Raw genomic sequence first — 23,039 nt, 5'->3', positions numbered from 1 at the left:
GCCCCGATTGTGATTTCCGGGCGTCAACCCAAGGTCAACCAGTCCTGGGGCTGCTGCTAGTGGTCATTTTCGTAAATTCGTCGTGGTTTTAGACGGCCAGGACCTCTTCGCGCCCGGGGGGACATGTCCAGTCGTCGCGCCCGGGGGGACATGTCCAGTTTTCGCGCCCGGGACAGGGCATAGCCGGAATATGTCCATCCGCCGACCCCGGCGCGGGGCATGTCCTGATCCGGGGGCACGTGCAGTGACTCCGCTGCGGGCGTCGGGCCACTTCCCCGGGAGGACCGCCCAGTCTTCGCGCCCGGCACCGGCGACACCGTGACGTTCCCTGGCCGGAAGCCGGGCACGTGGACGCGGGCAGTCGGCGGGTCGCTCCTGCCCGGTTGCTTGCCGCCCGGCCGTCTGCCTGCCGTGGCGAACCCCGGATTCCCGCGGGCGGTTTGCGCGTGGCGCCGAAGCAACTGGAACGTCACGGCAGGGGTGCGTGGGGCGTTTCCGGTGGCCGGACCGGGCGCCGGGCTACTTCCCGGGAGGACATGCCCATTCCTCGCGCCCGGGACCGGGCACAACCGGAATATGCCCATCCGCCGACCCCGGCGCGGGGCAGGCCCTTGAGCCCGACCACCCCACTGCCTGGACCTGAACCCCCGGCGAACTAACGAAAATGCCTACTAGTCCGTCTCGGGCCCTGAGCAGTAGTGGCAATCCTCGGGGCATGAGTCGGTGACAGCGGGCCACGCCGTCGCACGGGCCGGCAGGCCGCGGGTGCTGTCCAGGGCCCCGGCGCCAGGCTGTCCGGTGGTGCTAGTTGTCCACATGGTGTGTTCCCTCCACAGCGATGGCGGTCAACTGGTAGCCATCGGCTGCGTGGAACAGTTGCCGGGTGCCACCCTCCGGCATCACCCACACGACGGCGCCGTCGGCGGTCCGGTTGTCCACCCGGCCGCTGAGCTCGAGGTGGCCTTCCCGCCGGAGCTGGACGCGGTCACCGATCTGGACGTCGTCCCAACGGTCTGGGCTGCGGGTGGCCCGGTTCTGCTGCAAAGTCACGATGCTTCCTGGAGGTCAGTGGTGGAGAATGCTGTTGTGACTTAGCTAACCCGGTGAGATGCCGGCGGTTCAATGGACCAACTCACGGCGGATTGGGTCTGTTGTTGTGCAGGCGTCCAGCCGCTAGGGATCGCGGCGGGGCGCCCGCCGGAACCTGGGGGGCGGAGGCGGCGGGACGGCCCCCGGCTGCGCGGCGTGCCGACGGCGGCGCAATTCCAGGGCGAGGCTCTCCTCGCCGCGGGCCATCGCCCAGCGGTGGTTCGCGGCGAACGCCGGTTTCAGCAGCCAGCTCAGGCGCCGCAGCAGCGGTTTTGCGGCACTGACGCGCCAGTCGTAGGTGATGACGGTTTCGGGGCCGTCCTGCTCGAAGGTCCAGCGGCCGGTTCCGTTCAGGTCTCCGCGGGTGGTGAGTGCGAAACCGCGGGCGGTGACCGGTTCGGTGACGGTCATCGTCCAGCGGAGTGTATAGGGCAGCCACCCCTTGGTGTGGAGAGCCACGGGCCCCGGGATGCCGGGTGCGGTGCTGATCCCCGCGCCGGGTGCAGCCTGGACGCCCAGATATACGGAAGGCCACCATTGGGGAAAGGTGGTGGCATCGCCGAGGACGTCCGCGACCTCCTCCGCCGTGCCGGCCACCCGCCACACGGACCGGAATTCGTAGTCGGCACGGCCCATCTGGGACTCCTGCCTGTTCTTGCGCGCGGATTGCCTCCGCCCGGATCGCCTCCGCACGGATCGCCTCCGACTGGGTTGTTTCCGGTCCGCCGGCGATCTGGTCCGTAGTACTAAGTTCAGGCTGACGTGGGTGTTTTGGCAAGACATGAATGCCTCAGGCTGCCAGGCAAAAGGAAACACCCCGGTCCGAAGACCGGGGTGTTTCCTTAGGTCGCGGGACAGGCCTGCGCCTTGTTCCGCGGCCTCAGCGGCGTGCCGTCAGTCCGCCGTGCCGCCGGCTGCCGCGCCGGCTGCTGCACCGCCCGCTGCCGCGCCCGCGAGCCGGAGCCAGGTGTCCACCACGGTGTCCGGGTTCAGGGAGACGGAGTCGATGCCTTCCTCGACCAGCCACTGGGCGAAGTCGGGGTGGTCGCTGGGTCCCTGGCCGCAGATGCCCACGTACTTGCCGCGCTCCTTGCAGGCCTTGATGGCCATGCTGAGGAGCTTCTTGACGGCAGGGTCGCGCTCGTCGAAGCTGCCGGCGACGATCGCGGAATCCCGGTCCAGGCCCAGGGTCAGCTGGGTCATGTCGTTCGAGCCGATCGAGAACCCGTCGAAGTAGTCGAGGAATTCGTCGGCCAGCAGGGCGTTGGACGGCAGTTCACACATCATGATGACCTCGAGGCCGTTTTCGCCACGGCGCAGTCCGTTTTCCGCCAGCAGTTCGATGACGCCACGGGCCTCGTCCAGGGTCCGCACGAAGGGGATCATCAGCTTGACGTTGGTCAGCCCCATCTCGTTGCGGACGAAGGACAGGGCCTCACACTCGAGGTCGAAGCAGTCCCGGAACGACGGTTCCAGGTACCGGGAGGCGCCGCGGAAGCCGATCATCGGGTTCTCTTCATGCGGCTCGTAGGCCGGTCCGCCAATCAAGTTGGCGTACTCGTTGGACTTGAAGTCGGACATGCGCACAATCACCGGCTCCGGCGCGAACGCGGCGGCGATGGTGGCCACTCCTTCGGCCAGGCGCTTGATGTAGTAATCACGAGGGCCGTCGTAGGCGGCAATCCGTTCCCGGATTTCCGCGGCCACCTCCGCCGGCTGATCGTCCAGGTTCAGCAGCGCCTTGGGGTGGATGCCGATCTGGCGGTTGATGATGAATTCCAGCCGGGCCAGGCCCACCCCGTGGTTGGGCAGCTGGGCGAAGGTGAAGGCCTGCTCCGGGGTGCCGACGTTCATCATGACCTTGACCGGGGCCTCGGGCAGCTGGGTGATCTCGGTTTCCTCGACGCTGAAGTCCAGGAGCCCTTCGTAGATGACGCCGGTCTCACCGTCGGCGCAGGAGACGGTCACCTCGAGGCCGTCGGAGAGGGCATCTGTGGCGTCCCCGGTGCCGACGACGGCGGGAATCCCCAGTTCCCGGGCGATGATGGCCGCGTGGCACGTGCGCCCGCCGCGGTTGGTGACGATGGCGGAGGCGCGCTTCATGATCGGTTCCCAGTCCGGGTCGGTCATGTCGGCAACGAGGACGTCGCCGGTCTGGAAGGCGGCCATCTGGTCGATCGCGGTGAGGATGCGGACGCTGCCGGCGCCGATGCGCTGGCCGATGGCGCGGCCTTCGGACAGCACCCGGCCGGTCCCGTTGAGGCGGAAGCGGCTCAGGCTGCCGGATGCCTTGCGGGACTGCACGGTCTCCGGGCGTGCCTGCAGGATGTACAGGCCGCCGTCGATCCCGTCCTTGCCCCATTCGATGTCCATCGGGCGGCCGTAGTGGTTCTCGATGGCGACGGCGTGGCGGGCGAGCTGCTCGACGTCGTCGTCCGTGAGGCTGAAGCAGTTCCGCAACGAAGCCTCAACCGGAACGAAGTCAATGGTGTGGCCGACTTCGCGGTTGCTCGTGTAGGTCATCTGGAGCGCCTTCTCGCCCAGCCCGCGCTTGAGGATGGCCGGGCGGCCTGCCTGCAGTGCGGGCTTGTAGACGTAGAACTCATCCGGGTTGACGGCGCCCTGGACCACGGCTTCGCCGAGGCCGTAGGAGGAGGTGACGAAGACGGCGTCGTTGAATCCGGATTCGGTGTCCATGGTGAACATCACGCCGGAAGCCCCGACGTCGGAGCGCACCATGCGCTGGATGCCCGCCGAGAGTGCCACCTCGGCGTGTTCGAACTTGTGGTGCACGCGGTAGGCGATGGCCCGGTCGTTGTAGAGGGACGCGAACACATCCTTGATGGCCAGCAGGATGTTCTCGATGCCGCGGACGTTCAGGAACGTTTCCTGCTGCCCGGCGAAGGAGGCGTCGGGGAGATCTTCCGCCGTCGCGCTCGAGCGGACGGCCCAGGAGAGGTCCTCGGAGCCGCCGTGCTTGTCCACCAGTTTCAGGTATGAGTCTCGGATCTGCGCTTCGAAGTCCGGCAGGAAGGGCGTCTGACGCATCAGGGACCGGATTTCCTGGCCCGCCGAGGCCAGCGCCGTCACGTCATCGGTATCCAGGCCCACAAGCCGGTCGGCGATCTTCTGGTCCAGGCCGGAGTCGGCCAGGAAGCTGCGGTAGGCGTCGGCTGTTGTGGCGAAGCCGTCCGGGACCTGGACGCCGGCGGAGGTCAGGTTCTGCACCATCTCGCCGAGTGAGGCGTTCTTGCCTCCCACTCGATCCAGATCCTTGAGTCCGAGTTCTGAGAACCACAGGATGTCTGTCGTCATGGTTGCTGCTCCTTTGCAGATGGTGGCATGCATGTGCGCCGCCCCTCGTGCGGGTTTACCGGTTGATGGGCGCTATTTCCTCTCCACAGTGACAGGTCTGGAGCCGTCTTTCCACATGAGTTACGCCACACAATGATTGTGAAAAATTTCCCTAATGCTTGAGCTTCATGCGCTGCAGGATGGTGGCAGCCATTTCCTCCACCGACACAGTGGCCGAATTCAGGTACGGAATCCCGTGGGAGACGTACAACTGCTCGGCGCTGCGCAGCTCAAAGCCGCACTGGCGCAGCGACGCATACGGTGAGCCGCGCCGGCGCTCGGTGCGGATCTGGCTCAGCCGCAGGGGGTTGGAAGAGAGGCCGAAACACTTCCCAACGAAAGGCCGCAGCGGCTTGGGGAGCCCCTCCCGCTCAAAGTCCTCATCCACCAGAGGGAAGTTCGCGGCGAAGATCCCGTGCTGCAGCGCCAGGTACATGGTGGTGGGTGTCTTGCCGCAGCGGGACGGGGCCACCAGGATGACCTGCGCCTTTTCCAGGGCGCGCAGGCTCTGGCCGTCGTCGTGTTCCATGGCGTATTCGACGGCGGCCATCCGGGACTGGTAGCGCTCCGCATTGCCCAAACCATGGGCCCGACCCGGTTCCCCGCTGGCCGTGGTGCCAAAGGCGCGCTCCAGCTGACCGACGTGCGCCCCGATCAGGTCCACGATGGTTCCCTTGCACGCCGCCAGGGTCTGGCGGATATCGCTGCCCACAGCGGTGGAAAAGACGATCGGCTGCAGGCCACTGGCGGCCAGTTCGTCGATGGTGCGGACGACGGACTTCGCCTGCTCCACAGTGGTGATGAAGGGGATCGTAATGCGGTCAAAATTGTTCGCGGGGAACTGCGTCAGCAAGGTGTTGCCGAGGGTCTCCGCGGTGATGCCGGTACTGTCCGAAAGGAAGTAGACAGGCCGAAGATCGTCATTGGTCATGAACGCATTCTCCACCAGGTCGGTCCCGGTCCGGTATCGGAGCCCCCGGCGCCGGGACCCTATCCGGCGTTCCGGCACGGACGTAGACTGCTGGCGTACAACGGCAACGACGTCGGGAGAAGGACATGAGCTATTCAGGGACCGGTAACGAGAAGGCCGTCGCGGCAAGCGATCTTAGCCGGACACACGTCGGACTGACCGTGAGCTTCCAGCCGGACGAATTCACGGTGGTATTCGGCCGGATCGGCGCGATTGCGCGCAAGGAGGGCGGAGTCACTATCGCGCTGGAAGGGGTGGACGGTGCGGGCGGTCTTCCAGCCCACTACAGCCTTCCTCCGACCCAGCAGGTCTACGTGCAGCCGGACATGCTCACCAACACTGAGTCAACCATCAAGGATTTGTTTGGCAAGGTGCAGGACAACCTGCGCGGACATAAGGGTGATCAGCGGCCCGACAACGTGTAAGGCCCCGCCGCGCCCCTCGGCGCGCGCAGCGCCCCCGGCGCCGGCCAGCGCCCCCTGGTTCCGGCACGGCCAGCGCCCCCGGCGCCGGCCAGGCAATGGTCCTTGGTGCCCTGGTAAACAAAGGGAACCAGGGGTCTTTCCGTTTCGCGTGGCGGCTTCCCCAGGCTTTGCTGATGCTCTGGATCTGGCTCCATCCGCGCCCTACACTTGAGCCCTCGGAGTTATCGAGAAACTCATCAGGACGGTTGAGGATGAGCGAACGGGGAACACGTTGCTATCTTTCCAGCAGAAAAATCCTGACCGCAGCAAATCCAGGACAACGAGGGCTGCCACCACCGCATCGGTCCTCATGCTTGCCATCGGAGCCTCCGTGCTCGGGGCCGCGCCGTCCAATGCGGCGGCCACCACAACCGTCACAGTCGCTTCGTACAACGTCGACTCGGCATGGCGCGAGGTGTCAGAGCCCAAAATCCCGCATTGGGATTCACGCGTTGTCGGCGTCAAGAATGTCATCAACGCGGTAAAGCCTGATGTGATCGGCATCCAGGAAGCGCCGAACATCACGATTGGGCCGCGCCAATACACGCAGGCATCAGACATTAAGCGGATGACGGGTTACGCCATGTACCAGCCTGCCAACGGCACGGCGGAACCGATCCCTATCATGTGGCGTGCGGGGTTGTTCAAACGGACTGCTTCCAGCTACAAAGTTTTCGAGTTCAGGCCGTATCCGGACTATGGCCGCGCGATGACCTGGGTCAAGCTGAAGTCCCGGGCGACAGGCAACGAGTTCTTCGTCTTCAACACCCACTTTGAGGTCGGCGTTGGCGGGCAGGCTGCCCGCAACTCCGAAGCAGTAAAGCTCGCCGCCGAGATCAGGCGGGTCAACCCCAGCGGGTTGCCAGCCTTCGTGACTGGAGACTTCAACGACCCTTCAGGCATCTCGGCCCCGCACGCAATCCAGCTCAGCGCTATCGGCTACGCCGACAGCTACGGGCTCACGGCTGCAAGGATGCACCCTGAATTCAGCACCTTCAACGACTACAGGCGTCCGGCTGTCGGTGACTACCGCATTGATCAGGTGTACGTCGGTGCTGCCAACGGCGTCATGGTTCAGTACTGGGAGAACTGGACGCCATCTGGCGATCAGCTCGTCGGTGGACGGCCGCCGTCCGACCACAACCTGATCTACACCACCGCCACGTTCCCGTAGCCGCACAGCGCTATGCGCTCAATGCGCGCCCACGGGACTGAATTGCAAGACAGAAGGCGCCTACTTCGCTGTGTTATCAACGATGTAGACGCCTTCTCACTTGGCGGTGACGGTGGGATTTGAACCCACGTTGGCTTTGACACCAAACAACATTTCGAGTGTTGCACCTTCGGCCGCTCGGACACGTCACCAACCTGTATAGGGTACCGGAGCAAGGCGCCCAACCCCAAAACGGCCGGCCTGCTGCGGCTCAGCCAAGTCCCGGAACCGCCCGCCGGCATGGGGACAGACTTCCCCGCACCCGGCCGGGGCACTAGATTCATCAGCAAGATGGGTACTTCTCAGCAGCACGCCACAGCAACCGCATACTGGACCGTCGGACCCGAAAAAGGTGAGCTCCGGCGCGAAGACCTTCCCGCCCCCGGGCCAGGCGAAGCCCTCGTGCGCACCCTGTACTCCGGCATCAGCAAGGGCACCGAACTCGTCGTCCACAACGCCCGCGTGCCGTTATGCGTCGCCGCGGAAATGGCCGCCCCCAACCAGGAAGGTTCCTTTCCCGGGCCGGTGAAGTTCGGCTACCTTTCCGTCGGCGTCGTCGAAGAAGGCCCGGCGGACTGGCTGGGCAGGACGGTCTTCTGCCTGTACCCGCACCAGGACCGCTATGTGGTCCCGGTCGGGTCGCTCACCGTCGTCCCCGACGGCGTTCCGGCCCGCCGCGCCGTCCTCACCGGAACCGTCGAGACCGCCGTCAACGGGCTCTGGGAGGCCGGTCCCCGGCTCGGCGACCGCGTCGCTGTGATCGGCGCCGGACTCGTGGGCGGCATGGTGGCCAAGCTCCTCAGCGCGTTCCCGCTCGGACGGCTGCAGCTGATCGACGTCCACCCCGCCAAGCGCGCGTTCGCGGAATCCCTCGGCGTCGAGTTCAGCCACCCCGACGACGCCCTGCCGGACTGCGACATCGTGATCCACTGCTCGGCCTCGCAGGAAGGGCTTGAACGGAGCCTGCAGCTCGTGGGCGACGAGGGCGACGTCATCGAGATGTCCTGGTATGCCGACCGGAAGATCACGCTGCCGCTGGGGGAGGACTTCCACGCCCGCCGGCTCTCCATCCGCGCCAGCCAGGTGGGCGTGGTGGCCCGCGCCCGCCGCCACCGCCGCACCCACGCGGACCGGCTCGAGCTCGCCGTCTCCTTGCTGAAGGACCCCGTCTTCGATGTGTTCCTCACCGGATCGTCCAGCTTCGAAGAGCTGCCCGACGTCGTCCGGCAGCTTTCCGAGGGCACCCTGGACGCGCTCTGCCACGTCATCGAATACCCCGCCCTCGAATCCCCCGTCATCGATTCCCCCAGCACAGAAGCCACGAGGTAACACCGTGTTCAGCCTGACCGTCCGCCGCAACTTCATGATCGCCCACAGCCTCCCGCGCCCCGCCTTCGGCCCTGCCCAGGGCATGCATGGAGCCACCTTCGTCACGGAGGTAACCTTCCGGCGTCGTGCGCTGAACGACGACTCGATCGTTCTGGACATCGGCGAGGCCGGCAACGTGCTGGATTCCGTCCTCGAGGGCCTCAACTTCAAGAACCTGGACGAGCACCCTGACTTTGCCGGAAAGCTCAGCACCACCGAGGCCCTGGCCCAGTACGTCGCCGACGCCGTGGCCGTGAAGATCCGCCAGGGACAGCACGGGCGGGAGCTGGCCGGGCTGGACGTCACCCTCCGCGAGACCCCCGACGCCTGGGCCAGCTACGCGCTCGACTTCGACGCCCGCTAGGCACCCGCCGTGCAGCCGTCAGACCTCCGCCTGCGCCTGGTGGTGCCCGGCAACGTCCGGCATAACTCCGGCGGCAACGTCTACAACGCCGCCCTCGCCCGGGAGCTGTCCGCGCTGGGGGCCGCGGTACAGACCTGCCCGCTCGACGGCGACTGGCCCGGCGGCAGCCCGGCGGACCGACGGCGGCTGGCCGCCCTCCTGCACGACTCCGGCGACGCGGGCGGCTCCGGCGACCCCGGCGGCACCGGCCGCGCCGGCGACTGCTCCGGCGACACCGGGCCGGAGAACTCCGGTGCGGACAACCGGATAACCCTCGTTGACGGACTGCTCGCCTGCGGGGCGCCGGAGGAACTCGCGGCCGCGGCGGCAGCCGGGCGGCCCGCCTGGATCCTGCTGCATATGCCGCTCGGCGGCCCCGGTCTAGAAGGAGCAGGGCTGGAACGCCGGGCGCTTCGGGAAGCGGCCGGCGTGATCTGCACCAGCAGATCGGCCGCCGCCGGGATCCGCGCCAGGCACGGACTGGAAGTCGTCACGGTGGCCCTCCCGGGCACCGAGCCCGCCCCGCTCGCCCGCGGCTCGGAACCCCCGCATCTCCTTGCGGTGGCCGCCCTCCTCCCGAACAAAGACCAGTCGCTGCTGCTCGCGGCGCTGGCCCGGCTCACCGGGCTGCCGTGGACGGCATCCCTGATCGGCTCCGACTCGGCGGACCCCGCCTACGCCGCGCAGCTCAGGGATACCGCCGCGCTGCTGGGGCTGCAGGACCGTGTCAGCATCCCGGGGGAACTCCGGGGCGAAGCGCTGGAGGCAGAATGGGCCGCCGCGGACCTCAGCCTTCTCATCTCCCGGGCCGAGACCTACGGGCTGGTGGTCACCGAGTCGATCGCCCGCGGCATCCCCGTGGTGGTGCGTGCCGGCACCGGAGCCGTGGAGGCGCTCGCGGCCGGCAGTGCGCCAAGGCAGAAGCTGGCTATCCCGCCGGGCACCGCGGCAGCCGAGGCCACCGCACTGCCGGGCACCGCCGTCGCACTCGGCACGGACCCTTCGGCGCTGGCCGAGGTCCTGCGGCGCTGGCTCACTGAGCCGGCGCTCCGCGCCCGGTGGCGGGCGGGCGCCGCCGCTGCGAGGCACCGCTTGCCCGGGTGGGAGACCACGGCCAGAACGGTGTTCGCAGCCCTGGCCACAGCTCCGCGCGTGCCGCGTCCGCGGGACAACCCGCCGGAATTGCCTGCGGCAGATGATTCCCCTGCCGCGCAGGCTGTTGGACAATGACCCCATGACGCCCGAGCCCCTTAGCACCGTGCCCCCGACCGTGAACGTCCCTCCGGCCAGGACGCTCACGCCCGACCGGCTCCGCGCCTGGGCCTGGCACCGGCAGGGCCTGGACGGTTCCCTCGCGGGCTGCACGGCGGAGCAGGTCTTCGCCCGCGCGGGCTGGGCACGGTCCGTAGGGGGCGCCAACCCGTACCTCACGCTCTTTGCCCGCGCCGGAATCCGCCGGGAACAGGTCGACGCCGACGTCCTCTCCCACCGGATCCTCGAATTGCCCACGGCCCGCGGCTGCACCTACGTGCTGGGACGCGACGACTTCGCCTGGGCCCTCAAGCTGGGCAAGGACGCCGCCGAGGCTTTCCGGGTGCTTGGCCGGCTCGGCGTCGACCGCGGGGAAATCACGCTCCTGGAGGAACAGGTCCTGCACACCCTCGCCGAAGCTGCCGCGCCGATGGACCCGCGGCAGCTCAAGGACGAGCTCGGCGACTCGGTGCGGAACCTCGGGGAGGAAGGCAAGAAGAAGGGCGCCACCACCACGCTGCCCACCGCCCTCGGTATCCTGCAGGCACAGGGAAGGATCCGCCGCGTCCCCGCCAACGGACGTCTCGACCAGCAGCGCTACGCCTACGAGCTCTGGAATCTCCCCGCCAGCCCCCTAGACGAGGACGAGGCCCGCACCGAACTGATCCGCCGCTACCTCGGCTGGACCGGCGGGGCCACGCTCAAGCAGTCGCAGTGGTTCACGGCTTTCACCGTGGCGCAGAGCAAGGCTGCGCTGACCGCCGTCGGCGCCGTCGAGGTGGCCACCCAGGTGACCACCGCCGGGGGCGGGGGCCTGTGGTTGCTGCCCGACGACGTCGAACGCCTGGCCGCGTTCGAGGAACCGGCCGAGGAGCAGATCCAGCTGCTCGCCGGCACGGATTCGCTGGTGCTGCTGCGGCGCAACGCGGCGGAGCTGCTCGCCGAGGACGGCCCGGAACGGGACAACATAGGCAGGGACGTCATTTCTTCGCTGGCGCTGCAGGCGGACCTGCCGGACCACCCGATCCTGGACCGCGGACGGATCATCGGGCTCTGGCAGTACGAGCCGGGCCGGGAGCGGATCGTGCCCTGGCTGTTCCACGGCCCGACGCCCGCGGTGACCCGGCGGATCGCCGAGGTGGAGGCCTGGATCCGGGAGGACCTGGGTGACTTCCGGGCCTTCAGCCTCGATTCACCGGCCACCCGGCAGAAGCGGATCGACGGCCTGGCGGCAGCCGCAACAGGCTCCGCCGCGGCGTCCGCCGTCGCAGCTTCCGCCGTCGGCAAGTAAGAAGCTGGCAGGACGGGATGCCACCGGGAGGGGGCCGCGATGTCCGAGGTTCAGCTGCCGCGGTGTCCGGCGAAGAAGCCCCGCAGCAGCGCCGCGCACTCCGGCGCCCGGACCCCCGCGTACACTTCCACCCAGTGGTTGAGCCGGCGCTCGCGGAGGATGTCGAACACGGAACCCGCGGCCCCGGCCTTCTCGTCCCAGGCGCCGAACACCACCCGGGGAATCCGGGCCAGCACCACCGCCCCGGCGCACATGGCGCAAGGCTCCAGCGTCACCACCAGGGTGCAGTCCTCCAGGCGCCAGCCATCATCGCGTTGCCCGTTCCGCGCGCGGCGCTCCCGCAGCCGGGCCGCGGCCTCGCGGATGGCCACCATCTCGGCGTGCGCCGTCGGGTCTCCGAGCGCTTCGCGTTCGTTGCGCCCGGAACCGAGCAGCGTGCCGTCGGGTCCGATCACGACGGCGCCGATTGGCACGTCCTCGGTGGCAAGCGCCCGGCGTGCTTCGGCGAGGGCAAGGCCCATCCATTCGGTATGGCGTGGCTCCGGGGAAGTCATGGCTCAATGATAGTTTCGACACTAAGCACGCTGTGCAACACCGGAACGTCAGGAGACAGCCGTGAAAACCAGGACTGAGAGCTGGTTGACGCACCGCTGGGGCAAATGGGTGGTGCCCTACGCGGCGCTGTGGGTCACGATGCTCATCGGCGGCGTGGTCGTGGTGGTCCTGGCGCTGTTGAGCGCCGAGGTCTATGACAACGTCGTGGACGACGTCGGCCTGGCGAACCTGGACAAGCCCACCCTGGCGTTTATGGAACGGCTACGGAGTCCAGGCCTGGACTCGTTCGTCACGGGGTTCACCAACATCGGCGGCGGGATCGGCATGCCGATCCTGGCCAGCATCCTGACGGCCTGGCTCATCTGGGCCAGCCGTACCTGGCGGCCGCTGATCCTGATCGGCGGCGCAGCCGCCGTCTCCGTGACCGCCACCACCCTGGGCAAGAAGCTGATCGGGCGGAACCGGCCAGACCACGCCGACGCCGTCCCGCCCTACGAAGACTCGCCGTCCTTCCCGAGCGGCCACACGCTCAACACGACGGTGGTGATCGGGCTAGTGGTGTACCTCGCCTGTCTGGAAGTCCAACGAGCTATCGCCCGGGTCGGCCTGATCACGGCGGGTGTGATCTTCATCGTCGCGATGGGCATGAGCAGGGTCTATCTGGGCCACCACTGGATGACCGATGTGATCATCGGGTGGGTACTGGGGCTCGGCTGGGTGGGGATTGTGATCCTGGCCCACCGGCTCTTCCATGTGCTGCGCCACCGGGAACAGGCGGGTCCCGCGCCCACGTTTGACCATCCCGCCCGCCTCCACGAGGGGGGCACGGAGGCCGGTAGCGGCGGCTCCGGTCGCGGTTCCGGCGGCGGCCGTCCCGCCGAGACTAACGACGCCGATACACCCGGCCCCTCGGGAAGGTCCTAGGCGACCGGGTGATAGTTTTGACCCATGCGCACTCTCGTTGTGGACCACCCGCTGGTCGCCCATAAGCTCACCGTTCTGCGGGACAAGAACACCCCGTCCCCGGTCTTCCGCCAGCTCACCGAGGAGCTCGTCACGCTCCTGGCGTATGAGGCCACCCGTGAGGTCCGCACCGAGCCCGTGACCATCGAGACCCCGGTCAGCACCACCATCGGCACCGCCTTCACCAAGCCCACTCCGCTGGTGGTCCCCATCCTCCGAGCCGGGCTCGGCATGCTCGAGGGCATGACCAAGCTGGTCCCCACCGCCGAGGTCGGCTTCCTGGGCATGGCCCGGGACGAGGAGACCCTGGACATCATCACCTACGCCGAGCGCCTCCCCGAGGACCTCACGGACCGGCAGATCTTCGTCCTGGACCCCATGCTGGCCACCGGCGGCACCCTGCGCGAGGCCATCAAGTTCCTCTTCAAGCGCGGCGCCTCCGACGTCACCTGCATCTGCCTGCTCGCCGCCCCCGAAGGCCTGGCCAGGCTGGAGGAGGAGCTCGCGGACGCCAACGTGACGATCGTCCTCGCCTCGATCGACGAGAAGCTCAACGAGAAGTCCTACATCGTGCCCGGCCTGGGCGACGCCGGCGACCGCCTCTACGGCATCGCGGGCTAGTACAGCCAGACAGCCGCGTTGAGGACCCGGCTGTTGAGGACCCGGCTATTGCCGGGTCCGGCACGCGTTCCCTTCCGGAATCCCGCAGGCCGCGCTAGCGTGTGGGCCATGGACTGGAAACTTGAACTCGTGTTTGTCCCCGTGTCCGATGTGGACCGCGCCAAGGACTTCTACGTCAACAAAGTCGGCTTCAACGCCGACTACGACGAGCGGCCCATGGACGGAATCCGCTTCGTCCAGCTGACCCCGCCGGGCTCCGGCTGCTCGATCGCGATCGGCGAGGGCCTCACCGACGCGCCGCCGGGCACCGCCCCCAGCCTGCAGCTCGTGGTCAGCGACATCCAGGCCGCGCACAAGCAGCTCAAGGATAACGGCGTGGACGTCAGCGACGTCGATGTCCAGGACTGGGGGCACTTCGTCCATTTTGCGGATCCCGACGGCAACAAATGGGCGGTCCAGTACATCCCCAACCGGCCCAACGGCTAGACGTCATTTTCGTTAATTCGTCGGGGGTTGAGGCCCGGTCGTCGCGCCGGGGGGGACATGCCCAGTCGTCGCGCCGGGGGGGACATGTCCAGTTTTCGCGCCCGAAACAGGGCATAGCCGGAATATGTCCATCCGCCGACCCCGGCGCGGGGCATGTCCTGATCCGGGGGCACGTACAGTGACTCCGCTGCGGGCGTCGGGCCACTTCCCCGGGAGGACCGCCCAGTCTTCGCGCCCGGCACCGGCGGCACCGTGACGTTCCCTGGCCGGAAGCCGGGCACGTGGACGCGGGCAGTCGGCGGGTCCCTCCTGCCCGGTTGCTTGCCGCCGAACCGCCTGCCTGCCGTGGTGAACCCCGGATTCCCGCGGGCGGTTTGCGCGTGGCGCCGAAGCAACCGGGGAGGAACGTCACGGCAGGGGTGCGTGGGGCGTTTCCGGTGGCCGGCGCCGGGCTACTTCCCGGGAGGACCGCCGAGTCCTCGCGCCCGGGACAGGGCATAGCCGGAGTATGTCCATCCGCCGACCCCGGCGCGGGGCATGTCCTGACCGGTGGTCATTTTCGCTGAGGCCGTCGGTGTCAGGCTGCCGGTGCGTGCTCGTACCTGCCCAGGCGTGGCAGCTGGCGGTCGAGGCCGGTGGTGTATTCCGGTCGACCGAGCCGGCTGGTCGAGGTCCTTGAAGCCGCCGCCCGTGATGGCCTGGCGCGGCACCGCCTGCGGCCTCCGCCTCAACCACCCCACCGCCTGGACCTGACCCCCGACGAACTAACGAAATTGCGCGCTGGACGCACCAGCGCACGGCTCCGCCCGCGGCCAGCACTCAGCACTCAGCACGAAAGAATGCCCCGAACCGCAGGGATTCGGGGCATTCTTGCTGAAACAGGTACGTCCTGAAGCAGGTACGTCCGGGGAAACTGCCGGCCGGCTTAGTACCAGTTGTTCGCGTAATGGAAGCTCAGGGCGCCGCTGGGGGAGCCGTAGCGTTCCTTGACGTAATTGAGACCCCAGTTGATCTGGGTCCGGTAGTTGGTCCGGTAGTCAGCGCCGGCGCTCGCCATTTTTTCGGCCGGCAGGGACTGGACCACACCGTAGGCGCCGCTGCTCGGGTTCGTGGCCGTGGTCTTCCAGTCGGACTCCTTGGTCCAGAGCTTCATCAGGCTCTGCATTTCGCCGGGCGCCCAGCCGTAGGATTCCAGCCGGGAGGCGGCGTAGGCCTGGGCCCCGGCGGGATCGTCAACGGCGACGGGCGCCGCCGCTTCGGGGGCCGGTGCCGGTGCGGGCGCCGGGGCCGGGGCAGGTGCCGGCGCGGGTGCCGGCGCCTCGGCGGGTGCCGGGGCCGGTGCCGCGGCAGAAGCCGGGGCAGGTGCTTCAGCGGGCTTCGCCGCCGCGGACGGGGCCTCAACGCTGGCGCCGGGGGGCACGAAGGCCTGGGCGTCGCGGACCCGTTCGAAGTTCAGGGGCGTCAGCGGGTCGGCGATGGTGGCGGACGCCTTGGAACTGCCGGCGGTGGAGTTGCGGCTGGACGTCTCGGCGGCCTGCCCGGCAGCGCCAACTCCGACCAGGACCGCGCAAACGGTGGCAACGACGGCGACGCGGCGGCCGGTGGAACCGATGCCCGCGGTAAACCGGGACAGGGCCGAGGCCGGCTTGGCTGACTCGGCGCGGTGGCGTGAATGCGTGGAGCCGAATTTTCCTGCGGCGCCTTCGCGGCGCGTTTGTACCTTGAATTTAGTCATGATGCCTCTCAACGCCTGCGGAGTTAGCTGTCGGGTTCGGATGAGAAATCCGGCCGCACGGAGCTTCACGTGTCGGCTTCACCCCAAGGGTGCATAAATGCAGATGCCCGGGAACTCTGGGTTCCCCGCCTCTGCCTGGTCTAGCGAATCCGGGAAGCGGCAGAGTTTGGCGTCCATCCGGATGCACGGCCCAGTGGCGGCCGCACTCTAAAAACCGTACAGGAGTTCCATCCGAGAGTCACATTTTGGTAACGGACATCACGACGGCGGAGTGTCGCCTTGCGCTCTTCCGCCCAGCCCTCCGCACCGTGGCTACGCCACCTGCGGGCTCGTGGGCAGGCGCACGGCGAACTCCGTCCTGCCTGGCCGGGAGGTGACCTCGACGGTGCCGCCGTGGGCCGCGACAATCGCCTGCACGATCGATAAGCCAAGCCCGCTGGTCCCCTCGGCAGTGGTTGCCGGGGCGACGGCGGGGGCCCAGTGGCTGCGGGGAATCCCCGGACGGGCAGCGGCCGCCGTCGTGACTGCCGGGTTCTTCCGTGCCGCGTCCGCGCGGGCGAAGCGTGAAAAGACCTTATTCATGAACTGAGCGGGGATTCCGTTGCCGTTGTCGGTCACCGTGACCACGGCGCTTCCATCGGCTGAACGCATCACTCCGGTCACCACGGTGGTCCCGGCCCTGGTGTGCTTGCGCGCGTTGGAGAGCAGGTTGGCCAGCACCTGATGGAGCTGCGCGGAGTCGCCGCGGACCACCACCGGCTCTTCCGGCAGTTCCAGCTGCCAGAGGTGATCCGGGGCCATGACCTTCTCGTCGCTGACCGTCTCGATTGCCAGCTGGGTGAGGTCCACCTCGCTGAGCTTGAGGGGCTGGCCCTCGTCCAGGCGGGCCAGCAGCAGCAGATCCTCAACCAAGGTGGTCATCCGTTCGGACTGGCTCTGCACCCGTGCGAGGGACTTCTCGCCGTCCGGCGTGAATTGCTCGGTCATCCGCATCAGCTCGGTGTAGCCGCGTATGGCGGTCAACGGGGTCCGCAGCTCATGCGAGGCATCGGCCACGAACTGGCGCACCCTCATTTCGCTGAGCTGCCGCGCCTCAAGCGCGTTGGAGACATTGTCCAGCATCTGGTTCAGCGCGTAGCCCACACTGCCCACTTCCGTGCCACGATGGGCGGCCGACGCCGGCACCCGGACTGCGAGTGCCACCTCGCCGGCGTCGAGGGGGAGCCGGGAGACCTTGGTGGCCACGTCGGAGAGCTGTTCGAGCGGCTTCATGGTCCGGCGGATCAGTGCCGTGCCGGCGAGACCGATCACGACGAGGCCGCCGGCAGACACCACCACCATGGTCCACACCAGCGAAGCCAGCGTGTTCTGCTTTTCCGCCAGCGGGAGCCCGGTGACGATCACGTCTCCATAGGGGGTCCGCACGGCAGTGAGCCGGTAGGCGCCGGCCGAGAGCGTCCGGTCAACCGGGAGGCCGTTGGGCGTGAGCTCGAGGAGGACGTGGTCGTCATCGGGGGAGAGGCTCTTCCGGGTGGCGTCCCCGGCGAGGAAGCCGGGGTTGCTGACGGCGCCGCCCAGGATCCGCGCGTTGAGCGTACCGATGCCCTGGCCGCGGGCCTCCAGCGGATCGGAGCGTCCGCCGGAATTACCGGGTGAGGGCCGTCCGAACAAGCTGGCGCGGTGGGACGCCTCATCCAGCTGCGTGTCGAGTTGCTTGGTGAGGACGACGTCCATGGAGGCGTAGCTGAAAAGTCCTACGGCGCCGCAGATCGCCACAAGCAGCGCCATGGTGACGAGGACCAGCCGGGTGCGCAGATGCCAGGTGGAGGGGTCGCGCCACTTTCGCCGGGGGGCAGGGGTCTCACCGGAGAGAGCGCGCACGGATCAGTCCGCCGGCTTCAGGACGTAGCCGGCGCCGCGCACGGTGTGGATCATGGGAGCGCGGCTGGCATCGATCTTTTTGCGGAGGTAGGAGATGTACAGTTCGACGATGTTGGCTTGTCCGCCGAAGTCGTAGTCCCACACCCGGTCCAGGATCTGCGCCTTGCTGATGACCCGTTTGGGGTTCTCCATGAGGTAGCGCAGCAACTCGAACTGCGTCGCGGTGAGGTGCAGTTCCTCGCCGGCCCGGGTGACTTCGCGGGTATCGATATTGAGGACGAGGTCACCGACCACGAGCTCCGCTGAGTCCATGGCGGCCGCGCCGGAGCGCTGCACGAGCCGGTGCAGGCGCAGCAGGACTTCCTCCATGCTGAAGGGCTTGGTGACATAGTCGTCCCCGCCGGCGGCGAGGCCGGTGATCCGGTCCTGGACGTCGTCCTTCGCGGTGAGAAACAGGGCAGGCACAACCGGAGCGAAGGCGCGGATCCTGCCGAGCACTTCGACGCCGTCGAACCCGGGGATCATGACATCGAGCACCAGCACGTCGGGGCGGAACTCCTTGGCGAGTTTGACCGCTTCGGGTCCGTCTGCCGCGACGGCGACGGACCAGCCTGCCATCCGCAGGCCCATGCTCATGAGCTCGGAGAGGCTGGGTTCGTCATCCACGACGAGGGCTCGGATGGGGGAGCCGTCCGGGTGGGTGAGCTGCGGAAGGTTGTTGGTCATGGAGTGCGAGGAGGCCATGGGACAACTCTCCGATCTGCCGGTTAGGCGGGGCTTTGGGGATCCTGTGCTGCACCTGTGAATCCCAGCGTAGCGAGCTGGAAGCCGCTGCGTCGGCGTGGAGAGGTCCGTCGCGGGCGTCGGCGCCGGCGTCTCGCCGGACCGAACGGCCGGCATGGGCGGCGGACCTTTCGAAAGCGTTCCACCGCCGGACAATTCGAGCCTGACGGAGTGACCACTCTGTGGGACGGTGGACATTGAATGATAAGTAGGCGAAGCTTCCGCCGGATTGCCCTCCCATGAATGATTCTTAGCAAACAGCCGTCCGAGGCGAACAATATTCGGCCAAACCCCTCGACTGACCAGTCGGTCAAGAAAACATCTGTTATTTTCTCGATGCCGCAGAATTGTGATCTGCACTACAATCCTGCATTTCGTCTCACTATGTGGAACTCGAATCCCTTTGTTACTTGCAAGTTGGCATTGTTACGTTGCACACTTCAATTGTGAACAAGAACTCAACAGCACCTGCAGCCGCAGCTTCCTGGATCAGCCCACCCGCTGACACCGAGATGCGCTGTTGTCGAATGTACGCCTAACTTTTACACCCCAAGAGTTTCTAGGCATTCGCCCCAGCCCAGCGTCGGGCGCCCCTCCCCAGTTTCATTGCGGGGAAAAGTAGCATTCGAGCCGCGATGACGGCCATTCACATTGAGGTAAGCATTCCATGTCAGTTGCATCCGGATACGTCCACATCTCCGTCCGTAACGCCGGCAAGCCCGGCCAGGCCTCCGGGATCCGCCAGGGCTTCGGCGGCCGCCAGGGATTCTCCCCCGCCGGGTCCGGCAACAGCTTCCCGGCCCCGGGTTACGCGGCACAGGGCTACAACCCCGATTCCTACGGCCAGCTCCGCGCCGTTCCGGCCGCCCCGGCCACGGCGCCCACTCCCGTCATTGGTCCGGCTAACGGCAGCGCGGTCCGCCCCGTCCCGGCCGAGAACGTCGCCCGCGGCTTCGTGCTCTACATGGGCATCGACGAGGAGACCGCCGCGGCTGCCGGCACGTCCATCGCCAAGCTCGCCCAGGAGATCCGGGCCTACGCCCAGTCACTGGTCGCGGGGGCGGAAAGCTACGCCGCCGTCGCCGTTGCGCCGGCCAGCGCCCCGGGTTCCGCGCTCGACGTCGTCCGCTCCACCTTCGGTGACCCCACCGTCGGCGCCCGGCAGCGTGCCGAGACCGCACGCCTCCAGCAGCCGCAGGACCCGCGCCCGTCCGGCGTTCTCATCGACCTTGCCCGCCGCGAGGTCCACCTCGACGGCGATTCCCTGAACCTCACGTTCAAGGAATTCGAGCTCCTGAACTACCTCGTGGAGAACGGTACCCGCACCGTGGGCCGCGACGAGCTGCTCGAGGGACTGTGGCGGAACGCCGAAGAGGTGCCGAACGAGCGCACCATCGACGTCCACATCCGCCGCCTGCGCTCCAAGCTCGGCCGGCTCGCCAACACCGTGCGCACGGTGCGCGGCCAGGGGTACCGCTTCTACGAGCACCCCGAGGTTGTTGTCTGGGCCGCGCCGGAATACTCGATCTAGTCTTAGCTTCACGCAGAGCGTCCGTCCCTGAACTGGGGCGGGCGCTTTTGCGTTTCCGGCCACCCATCTGACTCGCAGTTGTTGCCGTTTGGGGGTTCAGGACGGCAACAAATGCGAGCCAGTTGGGATAGTAGGGTGGGTGCATGAGCGCGCATCACATCAAACGGCTGGTGATCATGCGGCATGCCAAGGCCGACTGGCCCGGAGGCGTTGCGGATCACGACCGGCCGCTGGAGGAACGTGGCCACAGGGACGCGCCTATGGCCGGCAAATGGCTGCTCAAGCACGGTGTGGTCCCCGATTTCATCCTTTGCTCCAGTGCGCTCCGGACGCGGCAGACGTGCACGTGGGTGTGCAACGAACTCGGCGACAAGGCACCGACGCCGAAACTTGAGGACGGGCTCTACGCCGCCTCGGCCCTGCGGATGCTGACCGTCATTAACCATGTCCCGGACACCGTCACCACGCTGATGGTGATCTCGCACATGCCGGGGGTGCAGGACCTTGCCATGCACCTGGCTTCCCGTGATTCCAACCATGACGCGTACATGGACGCGGCCACCCGGTACCCCACGAGCGGCCTGACCGTGATGGAGACGGAGAAGTCCTGGTCCGAACTGGATGGCCAGGACGCGCGGCTCACACACTTCAAAGTGCCCCGGGCCAAATAGCGCCCGGCTGAGGGTTCCCCGTCGCCCTGAATCCATGGTCACGGGACCAATTCTGCGGTTTACTGATGCTGTTACTCGTCGGCTTCCGTGTTCGAGGGAAAAAGGTGGATCATCGTGGATTCAGGACAGATCATAGGGATCATTGTTGGCGTCATCGTCGTGCTGGTAATCATTGCAGTGGCAGTCATGCTCAACCGCAAGCGCAAGGTGGAGGCAAACCGCAGCCGGGCGGGCGAGATGCGTGAACAGGCCAAGACCGACGAGATCGGTGCGAGGGAGCGCGAGGCGAAGGGGGCGCGTGCCGAGGCAGATGCGAAGCAGGCCGAAGTTGAGGCCGAGCGCCTGCGTGAGGAAGCCCACGGCCGCCAGGCTGAGGCCCAGAACGTCCGCTCCGGCGCCCAGGAACAGCTGCGGAAGGCTGACGAACTGGACCCTGACGTGGTGACCAGCGAACGCGGCGACGCCGAGTCCCGGGACGAAGTGCCCCGCGACGGGACGAGCGGTGAGGAATTGCGCCGGGACCGCGGTGCGACGAACCCCGTCGAGGGCGACACCGGCACCCACCGGCCGGAGGATGACCAGCCCCGCGGCGACCGGCCACGGAATCTCTGACAGCAAGTCTCCCCGAATCCCGCCTGCCTGGGCCGGACTTTTCGGTACGTCGTCCTCGTGATAGGGGCGGAGCACACCTGAAACCGGCATAGTGGCACTGTGAACCCTCGCCATTCCGCCCTGGCCCTCCTCGTTGCCGTGCTGTGGGGCGTCAACTTTGTCGCGATCGATCTTGGCCTGCACCCGAATGGGGCGGAGATGCCGCCGCTGCTGTTCGTCGCCATGCGTTTCACCCTCGTGGTGATCCCGTGTATCTTCTTCATCCGGAAGCCGGACGTGAGCTGGAAGGCGATCGTCGGCGTCGGGCTCTTTATGAGCGCCGGCCAGTTCGGTCTCCTCTACCTGGCCATGGCCCTGGGCATGCCGGCCGGCCTCGCCTCCCTGGTCCTGCAGGCGCAGGTCCTCCTGACGGTGCTGCTGGCTGCCGGCTTGCTCGGTGAACGGCCCAGCCGGCGGCAGCTCGCCGGCGTCGTCCTGGGCGTGGCGGGCCTGGCCGTGGTGGCCGTCGGGCGCAGCCTGGTGGCCCCCGTGTTGCCGCTCATGATCGTGCTGGCGGCGGCCCTGTCCTGGGCTGCCGGAAACATCGTCGCCCGGAAGGCAAAGGCAGCCTCCGGGCTGGGTCTTGTGGTCTGGTCCGGGGCCGTGGTGCCGCTGCCGCTGCTGGGGCTTTCACTGCTGCTGGACGGTCCGGCCGCGGTGTCGGGGGCTCTCATGGAGGTGCAGCCCGTCACCCTGCTGAGCGCCCTGTACACCGCGGTCTTCGGCTCCCTCGTGGGCTACGGAATCTGGAACCGGCTTCTCAGTCTTTACCCGTCCTCCGCGGTGGTCCCGTTCACGCTGCTGGTCCCCGTGGTCGGCATGACCACGGCGTGGCTGGTCCTGGGCGAGATCCCCTCTCCCGCCGAAGCGGCCGGGGGCCTGCTGCTGCTGGGCGGGGTGGCGACGGCCGTGCTGCGACCGTGGCGTTTGCCGCGCACGCGTTCGACGCCGCGGGGTGTGGCACCGCACGCCTAGCGGCGCGTGGACGACCTTGCGGCAGGCCCGGCCGGGGACTTGGGCGGAGACTTGACGGAGGATGCTTTGGCCGCAGGCGCCTTGGCCGCGGGCGCCTTGACGGACGGCGCCTTGGCCGCGGCCCGTGGCGCGGCCCGGGGTGCTGCCGGCCTGGAGGCTGCCGTCCTGGAGGCAGAGTCCCGCGGTGCCGGACGCGGCGCGGACGTCCCGGAGGACGCGCCTCTCGTCGACGGAACCCGGCGGGACGGATCCCCGGCCGGCGCACCCGTGGAAGCGGCACCCCTGGAAGCCGCACCCCTGGAAGCCGGACCCCTGGCTGGGCCGCGGGAGGCCCACGGCGGACGGCGGCGCGGGGCGTAGTTGGCGCCACGCCGGGTCCCGCCCCTGCCGGGCAGGACGGTCCCGGCGAACAGCAACAGCAAGGTGACGGCGCCGGAGGCCGCCGCGAGGTAGAAGTACAGGTCCGGATGCTCGGAATCCACCGGGGTGGATAGGGCGTCCGGGTCCGAGTTGAAGGCCAGCCCCCATTGCCGCAGGAAGGCGATGCCGAACGCAATGAAGAGGATGCTGCCGATGCCGCTTGCCACCAGGGTCCTGTGCCGTCGGCGGACCACCACCTCGGCAACGCAAGCCACATACGCGGCGGTGGAAGCGGCCAGGAACCACACGAGTACCGTCTCGTGCAGGGTGACCCCGGTCAGCACCAGCAACGCGAGGGCAGCCAGAAACGCTCCGATGGCTGTCTTGCCGCTGTTACCCATGTGGCGCATGTGACCCATCATCC

The 23,039-nt window shown here is 67.8% G+C and carries 22 protein-coding genes, 1 tRNA gene and 1 riboswitch; of the genes, 13 read left to right on the top strand and 10 right to left on the bottom strand.

Going from position 1 to position 23,039, the window contains the following annotated elements; translation table 11 throughout:
* Nucleotides 1-804 precede the first annotated feature (804 nt).
* From ABIB26_RS10160 to ABIB26_RS10145, 4 genes are all read right to left on the bottom strand, one after another.
* Nucleotides 805-1,050 (bottom strand): hypothetical protein, encoded by a 246-nt coding sequence (locus ABIB26_RS10160; protein ID WP_354242155.1) that lies wholly within the window; start codon nucleotides 1,048-1,050, stop codon nucleotides 805-807.
* Between the two features lie 123 nt (nucleotides 1,051-1,173).
* Nucleotides 1,174-1,725: an SRPBCC family protein gene (locus ABIB26_RS10155; RefSeq protein ID WP_354242153.1), complete on the bottom strand. Its 552-nt coding sequence runs from the start codon at nucleotides 1,723-1,725 to the stop codon at nucleotides 1,174-1,176.
* Between the two features lie 258 nt (nucleotides 1,726-1,983).
* Nucleotides 1,984-4,404 carry a phosphoenolpyruvate synthase gene (gene ppsA / locus ABIB26_RS10150; RefSeq protein ID WP_354242151.1) on the bottom strand — a complete coding sequence of 807 codons (2,421 nt, stop codon included), beginning with the start codon at nucleotides 4,402-4,404 and terminating at the stop codon, nucleotides 1,984-1,986.
* A 151-nt stretch (nucleotides 4,405-4,555) separates the two neighbouring features.
* Nucleotides 4,556-5,374, bottom strand: a complete 819-nt coding sequence (locus tag ABIB26_RS10145; RefSeq protein ID WP_354242148.1) for a pyruvate, water dikinase regulatory protein — start codon at nucleotides 5,372-5,374, stop codon at nucleotides 4,556-4,558.
* A 125-nt stretch (nucleotides 5,375-5,499) separates the two neighbouring features.
* Between ABIB26_RS10145 and ABIB26_RS10140 the strand changes: the two genes are divergently transcribed.
* Together ABIB26_RS10140 and ABIB26_RS10135 are read left to right on the top strand one after the other, a co-directional pair.
* On the top strand, nucleotides 5,500-5,838 hold the full coding sequence (locus ABIB26_RS10140; RefSeq protein WP_354242145.1) for a hypothetical protein: 339 nt from the start codon (nucleotides 5,500-5,502) through the stop codon (nucleotides 5,836-5,838).
* 349 nt (nucleotides 5,839-6,187) lie between these two features.
* On the top strand, nucleotides 6,188-7,051 hold the full coding sequence (locus ABIB26_RS10135) for an endonuclease/exonuclease/phosphatase family protein (RefSeq protein ID WP_354242142.1): 864 nt from the start codon (nucleotides 6,188-6,190) through the stop codon (nucleotides 7,049-7,051).
* A gap of 101 nt (nucleotides 7,052-7,152) precedes the next feature.
* On the opposite strand, the gene ABIB26_RS10130 is transcribed toward ABIB26_RS10135, so the two are convergent.
* Nucleotides 7,153-7,242: transfer RNA gene (locus ABIB26_RS10130), tRNA-Ser, on the bottom strand.
* 139 nt (nucleotides 7,243-7,381) lie between these two features.
* On the opposite strand from ABIB26_RS10130, the gene ABIB26_RS10125 reads away from it, so the two are divergent.
* From ABIB26_RS10125 to ABIB26_RS10110, 4 genes are read left to right on the top strand one after another with little or no spacing between them, the layout of a single operon-like run.
* Nucleotides 7,382-8,419, top strand: a complete 1,038-nt coding sequence (locus tag ABIB26_RS10125) for a dehydrogenase (RefSeq protein ID WP_354242141.1) — start codon at nucleotides 7,382-7,384, stop codon at nucleotides 8,417-8,419.
* 4 nt (nucleotides 8,420-8,423) lie between these two features.
* Entirely contained in the window at nucleotides 8,424-8,822 is a 399-nt protein-coding gene (locus ABIB26_RS10120) for a 6-pyruvoyl trahydropterin synthase family protein (RefSeq protein ID WP_354242139.1), read from the top strand.
* Between the two features lie 9 nt (nucleotides 8,823-8,831).
* A complete protein-coding gene (locus tag ABIB26_RS10115; RefSeq protein WP_354242136.1) occupies nucleotides 8,832-10,091 on the top strand; it encodes a glycosyltransferase in 1,260 nt (419 codons plus the stop codon).
* A gap of 4 nt (nucleotides 10,092-10,095) precedes the next feature.
* Nucleotides 10,096-11,403, top strand: a complete 1,308-nt coding sequence (locus tag ABIB26_RS10110; protein WP_354242133.1) for a DNA glycosylase AlkZ-like family protein — start codon at nucleotides 10,096-10,098, stop codon at nucleotides 11,401-11,403.
* 50 nt (nucleotides 11,404-11,453) lie between these two features.
* Here the strand turns inward: ABIB26_RS10110 and ABIB26_RS10105 are convergent, their stop codons facing one another.
* The gene (locus ABIB26_RS10105) at nucleotides 11,454-11,957 is read right to left on the bottom strand and encodes a nucleoside deaminase (protein WP_354242130.1); all 504 of its coding nucleotides are present in this window, start codon (nucleotides 11,955-11,957) and stop codon (nucleotides 11,454-11,456) included.
* Between the two features lie 61 nt (nucleotides 11,958-12,018).
* Here ABIB26_RS10105 and ABIB26_RS10100 point away from each other — a divergent pair, with 61 nt between their 5' ends.
* The 3 genes from ABIB26_RS10100 to ABIB26_RS10090 all read left to right on the top strand — a co-directional run bounded on the left by ABIB26_RS10100 (nucleotide 12,019) and on the right by ABIB26_RS10090 (nucleotide 14,028).
* Complete coding sequence (locus tag ABIB26_RS10100) at nucleotides 12,019-12,882, top strand: phosphatase PAP2 family protein (RefSeq protein WP_502913650.1); 864 nt, start codon at nucleotides 12,019-12,021, stop codon at nucleotides 12,880-12,882.
* A gap of 24 nt (nucleotides 12,883-12,906) precedes the next feature.
* On the top strand, nucleotides 12,907-13,542 hold the full coding sequence (gene upp, locus ABIB26_RS10095; RefSeq protein WP_354242128.1) for a uracil phosphoribosyltransferase: 636 nt from the start codon (nucleotides 12,907-12,909) through the stop codon (nucleotides 13,540-13,542).
* 108 nt (nucleotides 13,543-13,650) lie between these two features.
* Nucleotides 13,651-14,028, top strand: a complete 378-nt coding sequence (locus ABIB26_RS10090; RefSeq protein WP_354242125.1) for a glyoxalase superfamily protein — start codon at nucleotides 13,651-13,653, stop codon at nucleotides 14,026-14,028.
* Nucleotides 14,029-14,953: 925 nt separating this feature from the next.
* Here ABIB26_RS10090 and ABIB26_RS10085 read toward each other — a convergent pair.
* From ABIB26_RS10085 to ABIB26_RS10075, 3 genes are all read right to left on the bottom strand, one after another.
* Nucleotides 14,954-15,763, bottom strand: coding sequence for an aggregation-promoting factor C-terminal-like domain-containing protein (locus ABIB26_RS10085; protein ID WP_354242122.1), 810 nt, complete (start codon nucleotides 15,761-15,763; stop codon nucleotides 14,954-14,956).
* A riboswitch (cyclic di-AMP (ydaO/yuaA leader) is annotated at nucleotides 15,762-15,919 on the bottom strand. It overlaps the preceding gene by 2 nt.
* 156 nt (nucleotides 15,920-16,075) lie before the next feature.
* Nucleotides 16,076-17,551, bottom strand: a complete 1,476-nt coding sequence (locus tag ABIB26_RS10080) for a HAMP domain-containing sensor histidine kinase (protein WP_502913655.1) — start codon at nucleotides 17,549-17,551, stop codon at nucleotides 16,076-16,078.
* A 96-nt stretch (nucleotides 17,552-17,647) separates the two neighbouring features.
* A complete protein-coding gene (locus tag ABIB26_RS10075) occupies nucleotides 17,648-18,388 on the bottom strand; it encodes a response regulator transcription factor (protein WP_354242116.1) in 741 nt (246 codons plus the stop codon).
* A gap of 706 nt (nucleotides 18,389-19,094) precedes the next feature.
* Here ABIB26_RS10075 and ABIB26_RS10070 point away from each other — a divergent pair.
* From ABIB26_RS10070 to ABIB26_RS10055, 4 genes are all read left to right on the top strand, one after another.
* Complete coding sequence (locus ABIB26_RS10070; protein ID WP_354242115.1) at nucleotides 19,095-19,958, top strand: winged helix-turn-helix domain-containing protein; 864 nt, start codon at nucleotides 19,095-19,097, stop codon at nucleotides 19,956-19,958.
* Nucleotides 19,959-20,101: 143 nt separating this feature from the next.
* Nucleotides 20,102-20,629, top strand: a complete 528-nt coding sequence (locus tag ABIB26_RS10065; protein ID WP_354242112.1) for a SixA phosphatase family protein — start codon at nucleotides 20,102-20,104, stop codon at nucleotides 20,627-20,629.
* Nucleotides 20,630-20,743: 114 nt separating this feature from the next.
* Entirely contained in the window at nucleotides 20,744-21,241 is a 498-nt protein-coding gene (locus ABIB26_RS10060) for a hypothetical protein (RefSeq protein ID WP_354242109.1), read from the top strand.
* 99 nt (nucleotides 21,242-21,340) lie between these two features.
* Entirely contained in the window at nucleotides 21,341-22,255 is a 915-nt protein-coding gene (locus ABIB26_RS10055) for an EamA family transporter (RefSeq protein WP_354242106.1), read from the top strand.
* Here the strand turns inward: ABIB26_RS10055 and ABIB26_RS10050 are convergent.
* Nucleotides 22,252-23,025, bottom strand: a complete 774-nt coding sequence (locus ABIB26_RS10050) for a hypothetical protein (protein WP_354242104.1) — start codon at nucleotides 23,023-23,025, stop codon at nucleotides 22,252-22,254. The two genes, ABIB26_RS10055 and ABIB26_RS10050, sit on opposite strands and share 4 nt — an antisense overlap.
* Nucleotides 23,026-23,039 lie beyond the last annotated feature (14 nt).

The sequence above is a fragment of the Arthrobacter sp. UYEF20 genome (assembly GCF_040546335.1).
Lineage (GTDB): Bacteria > Actinomycetota > Actinomycetes > Actinomycetales > Micrococcaceae > Arthrobacter.
Note: the sequence above shows the minus strand (reverse complement) of the source record. Positions and strands in the feature narration are given on the sequence as shown.

Bases quoted from the DNA above. Each gene is read 5' to 3' on its own strand.
- ABIB26_RS10155 (WP_354242153.1), bottom strand. From the start codon at position 1,725: ATGGGCCGTGCCGACTACGAATTCCGGTCCGTGTGGCGGGTGGCCGGC.
- ppsA (WP_354242151.1), bottom strand. From the start codon at position 4,404: ATGACGACAGACATCCTGTGGTTCTCAGAACTCGGACTCAAGGATCTG.
- ABIB26_RS10145 (WP_354242148.1), bottom strand. From the start codon at position 5,374: ATGACCAATGACGATCTTCGGCCTGTCTACTTCCTTTCGGACAGTACC.
- ABIB26_RS10140 (WP_354242145.1), top strand. From the start codon at position 5,500: ATGAGCTATTCAGGGACCGGTAACGAGAAGGCCGTCGCGGCAAGCGAT.
- ABIB26_RS10135 (WP_354242142.1), top strand. From the start codon at position 6,188: ATGCTTGCCATCGGAGCCTCCGTGCTCGGGGCCGCGCCGTCCAATGCG.
- ABIB26_RS10125 (WP_354242141.1), top strand. From the start codon at position 7,382: ATGGGTACTTCTCAGCAGCACGCCACAGCAACCGCATACTGGACCGTC.
- ABIB26_RS10110 (WP_354242133.1), top strand. From the start codon at position 10,096: ATGACGCCCGAGCCCCTTAGCACCGTGCCCCCGACCGTGAACGTCCCT.
- ABIB26_RS10105 (WP_354242130.1), bottom strand. From the start codon at position 11,957: ATGACTTCCCCGGAGCCACGCCATACCGAATGGATGGGCCTTGCCCTC.
- upp (WP_354242128.1), top strand. From the start codon at position 12,907: ATGCGCACTCTCGTTGTGGACCACCCGCTGGTCGCCCATAAGCTCACC.
- ABIB26_RS10090 (WP_354242125.1), top strand. From the start codon at position 13,651: ATGGACTGGAAACTTGAACTCGTGTTTGTCCCCGTGTCCGATGTGGAC.
- ABIB26_RS10085 (WP_354242122.1), bottom strand. From the start codon at position 15,763: ATGACTAAATTCAAGGTACAAACGCGCCGCGAAGGCGCCGCAGGAAAA.
- ABIB26_RS10080 (WP_502913655.1), bottom strand. From the start codon at position 17,551: ATGGCGCTGCTTGTGGCGATCTGCGGCGCCGTAGGACTTTTCAGCTAC.
- ABIB26_RS10075 (WP_354242116.1), bottom strand. From the start codon at position 18,388: ATGGCCTCCTCGCACTCCATGACCAACAACCTTCCGCAGCTCACCCAC.
- ABIB26_RS10070 (WP_354242115.1), top strand. From the start codon at position 19,095: ATGTCAGTTGCATCCGGATACGTCCACATCTCCGTCCGTAACGCCGGC.
- ABIB26_RS10065 (WP_354242112.1), top strand. From the start codon at position 20,102: ATGAGCGCGCATCACATCAAACGGCTGGTGATCATGCGGCATGCCAAG.
- ABIB26_RS10050 (WP_354242104.1), bottom strand. From the start codon at position 23,025: ATGCGCCACATGGGTAACAGCGGCAAGACAGCCATCGGAGCGTTTCTG.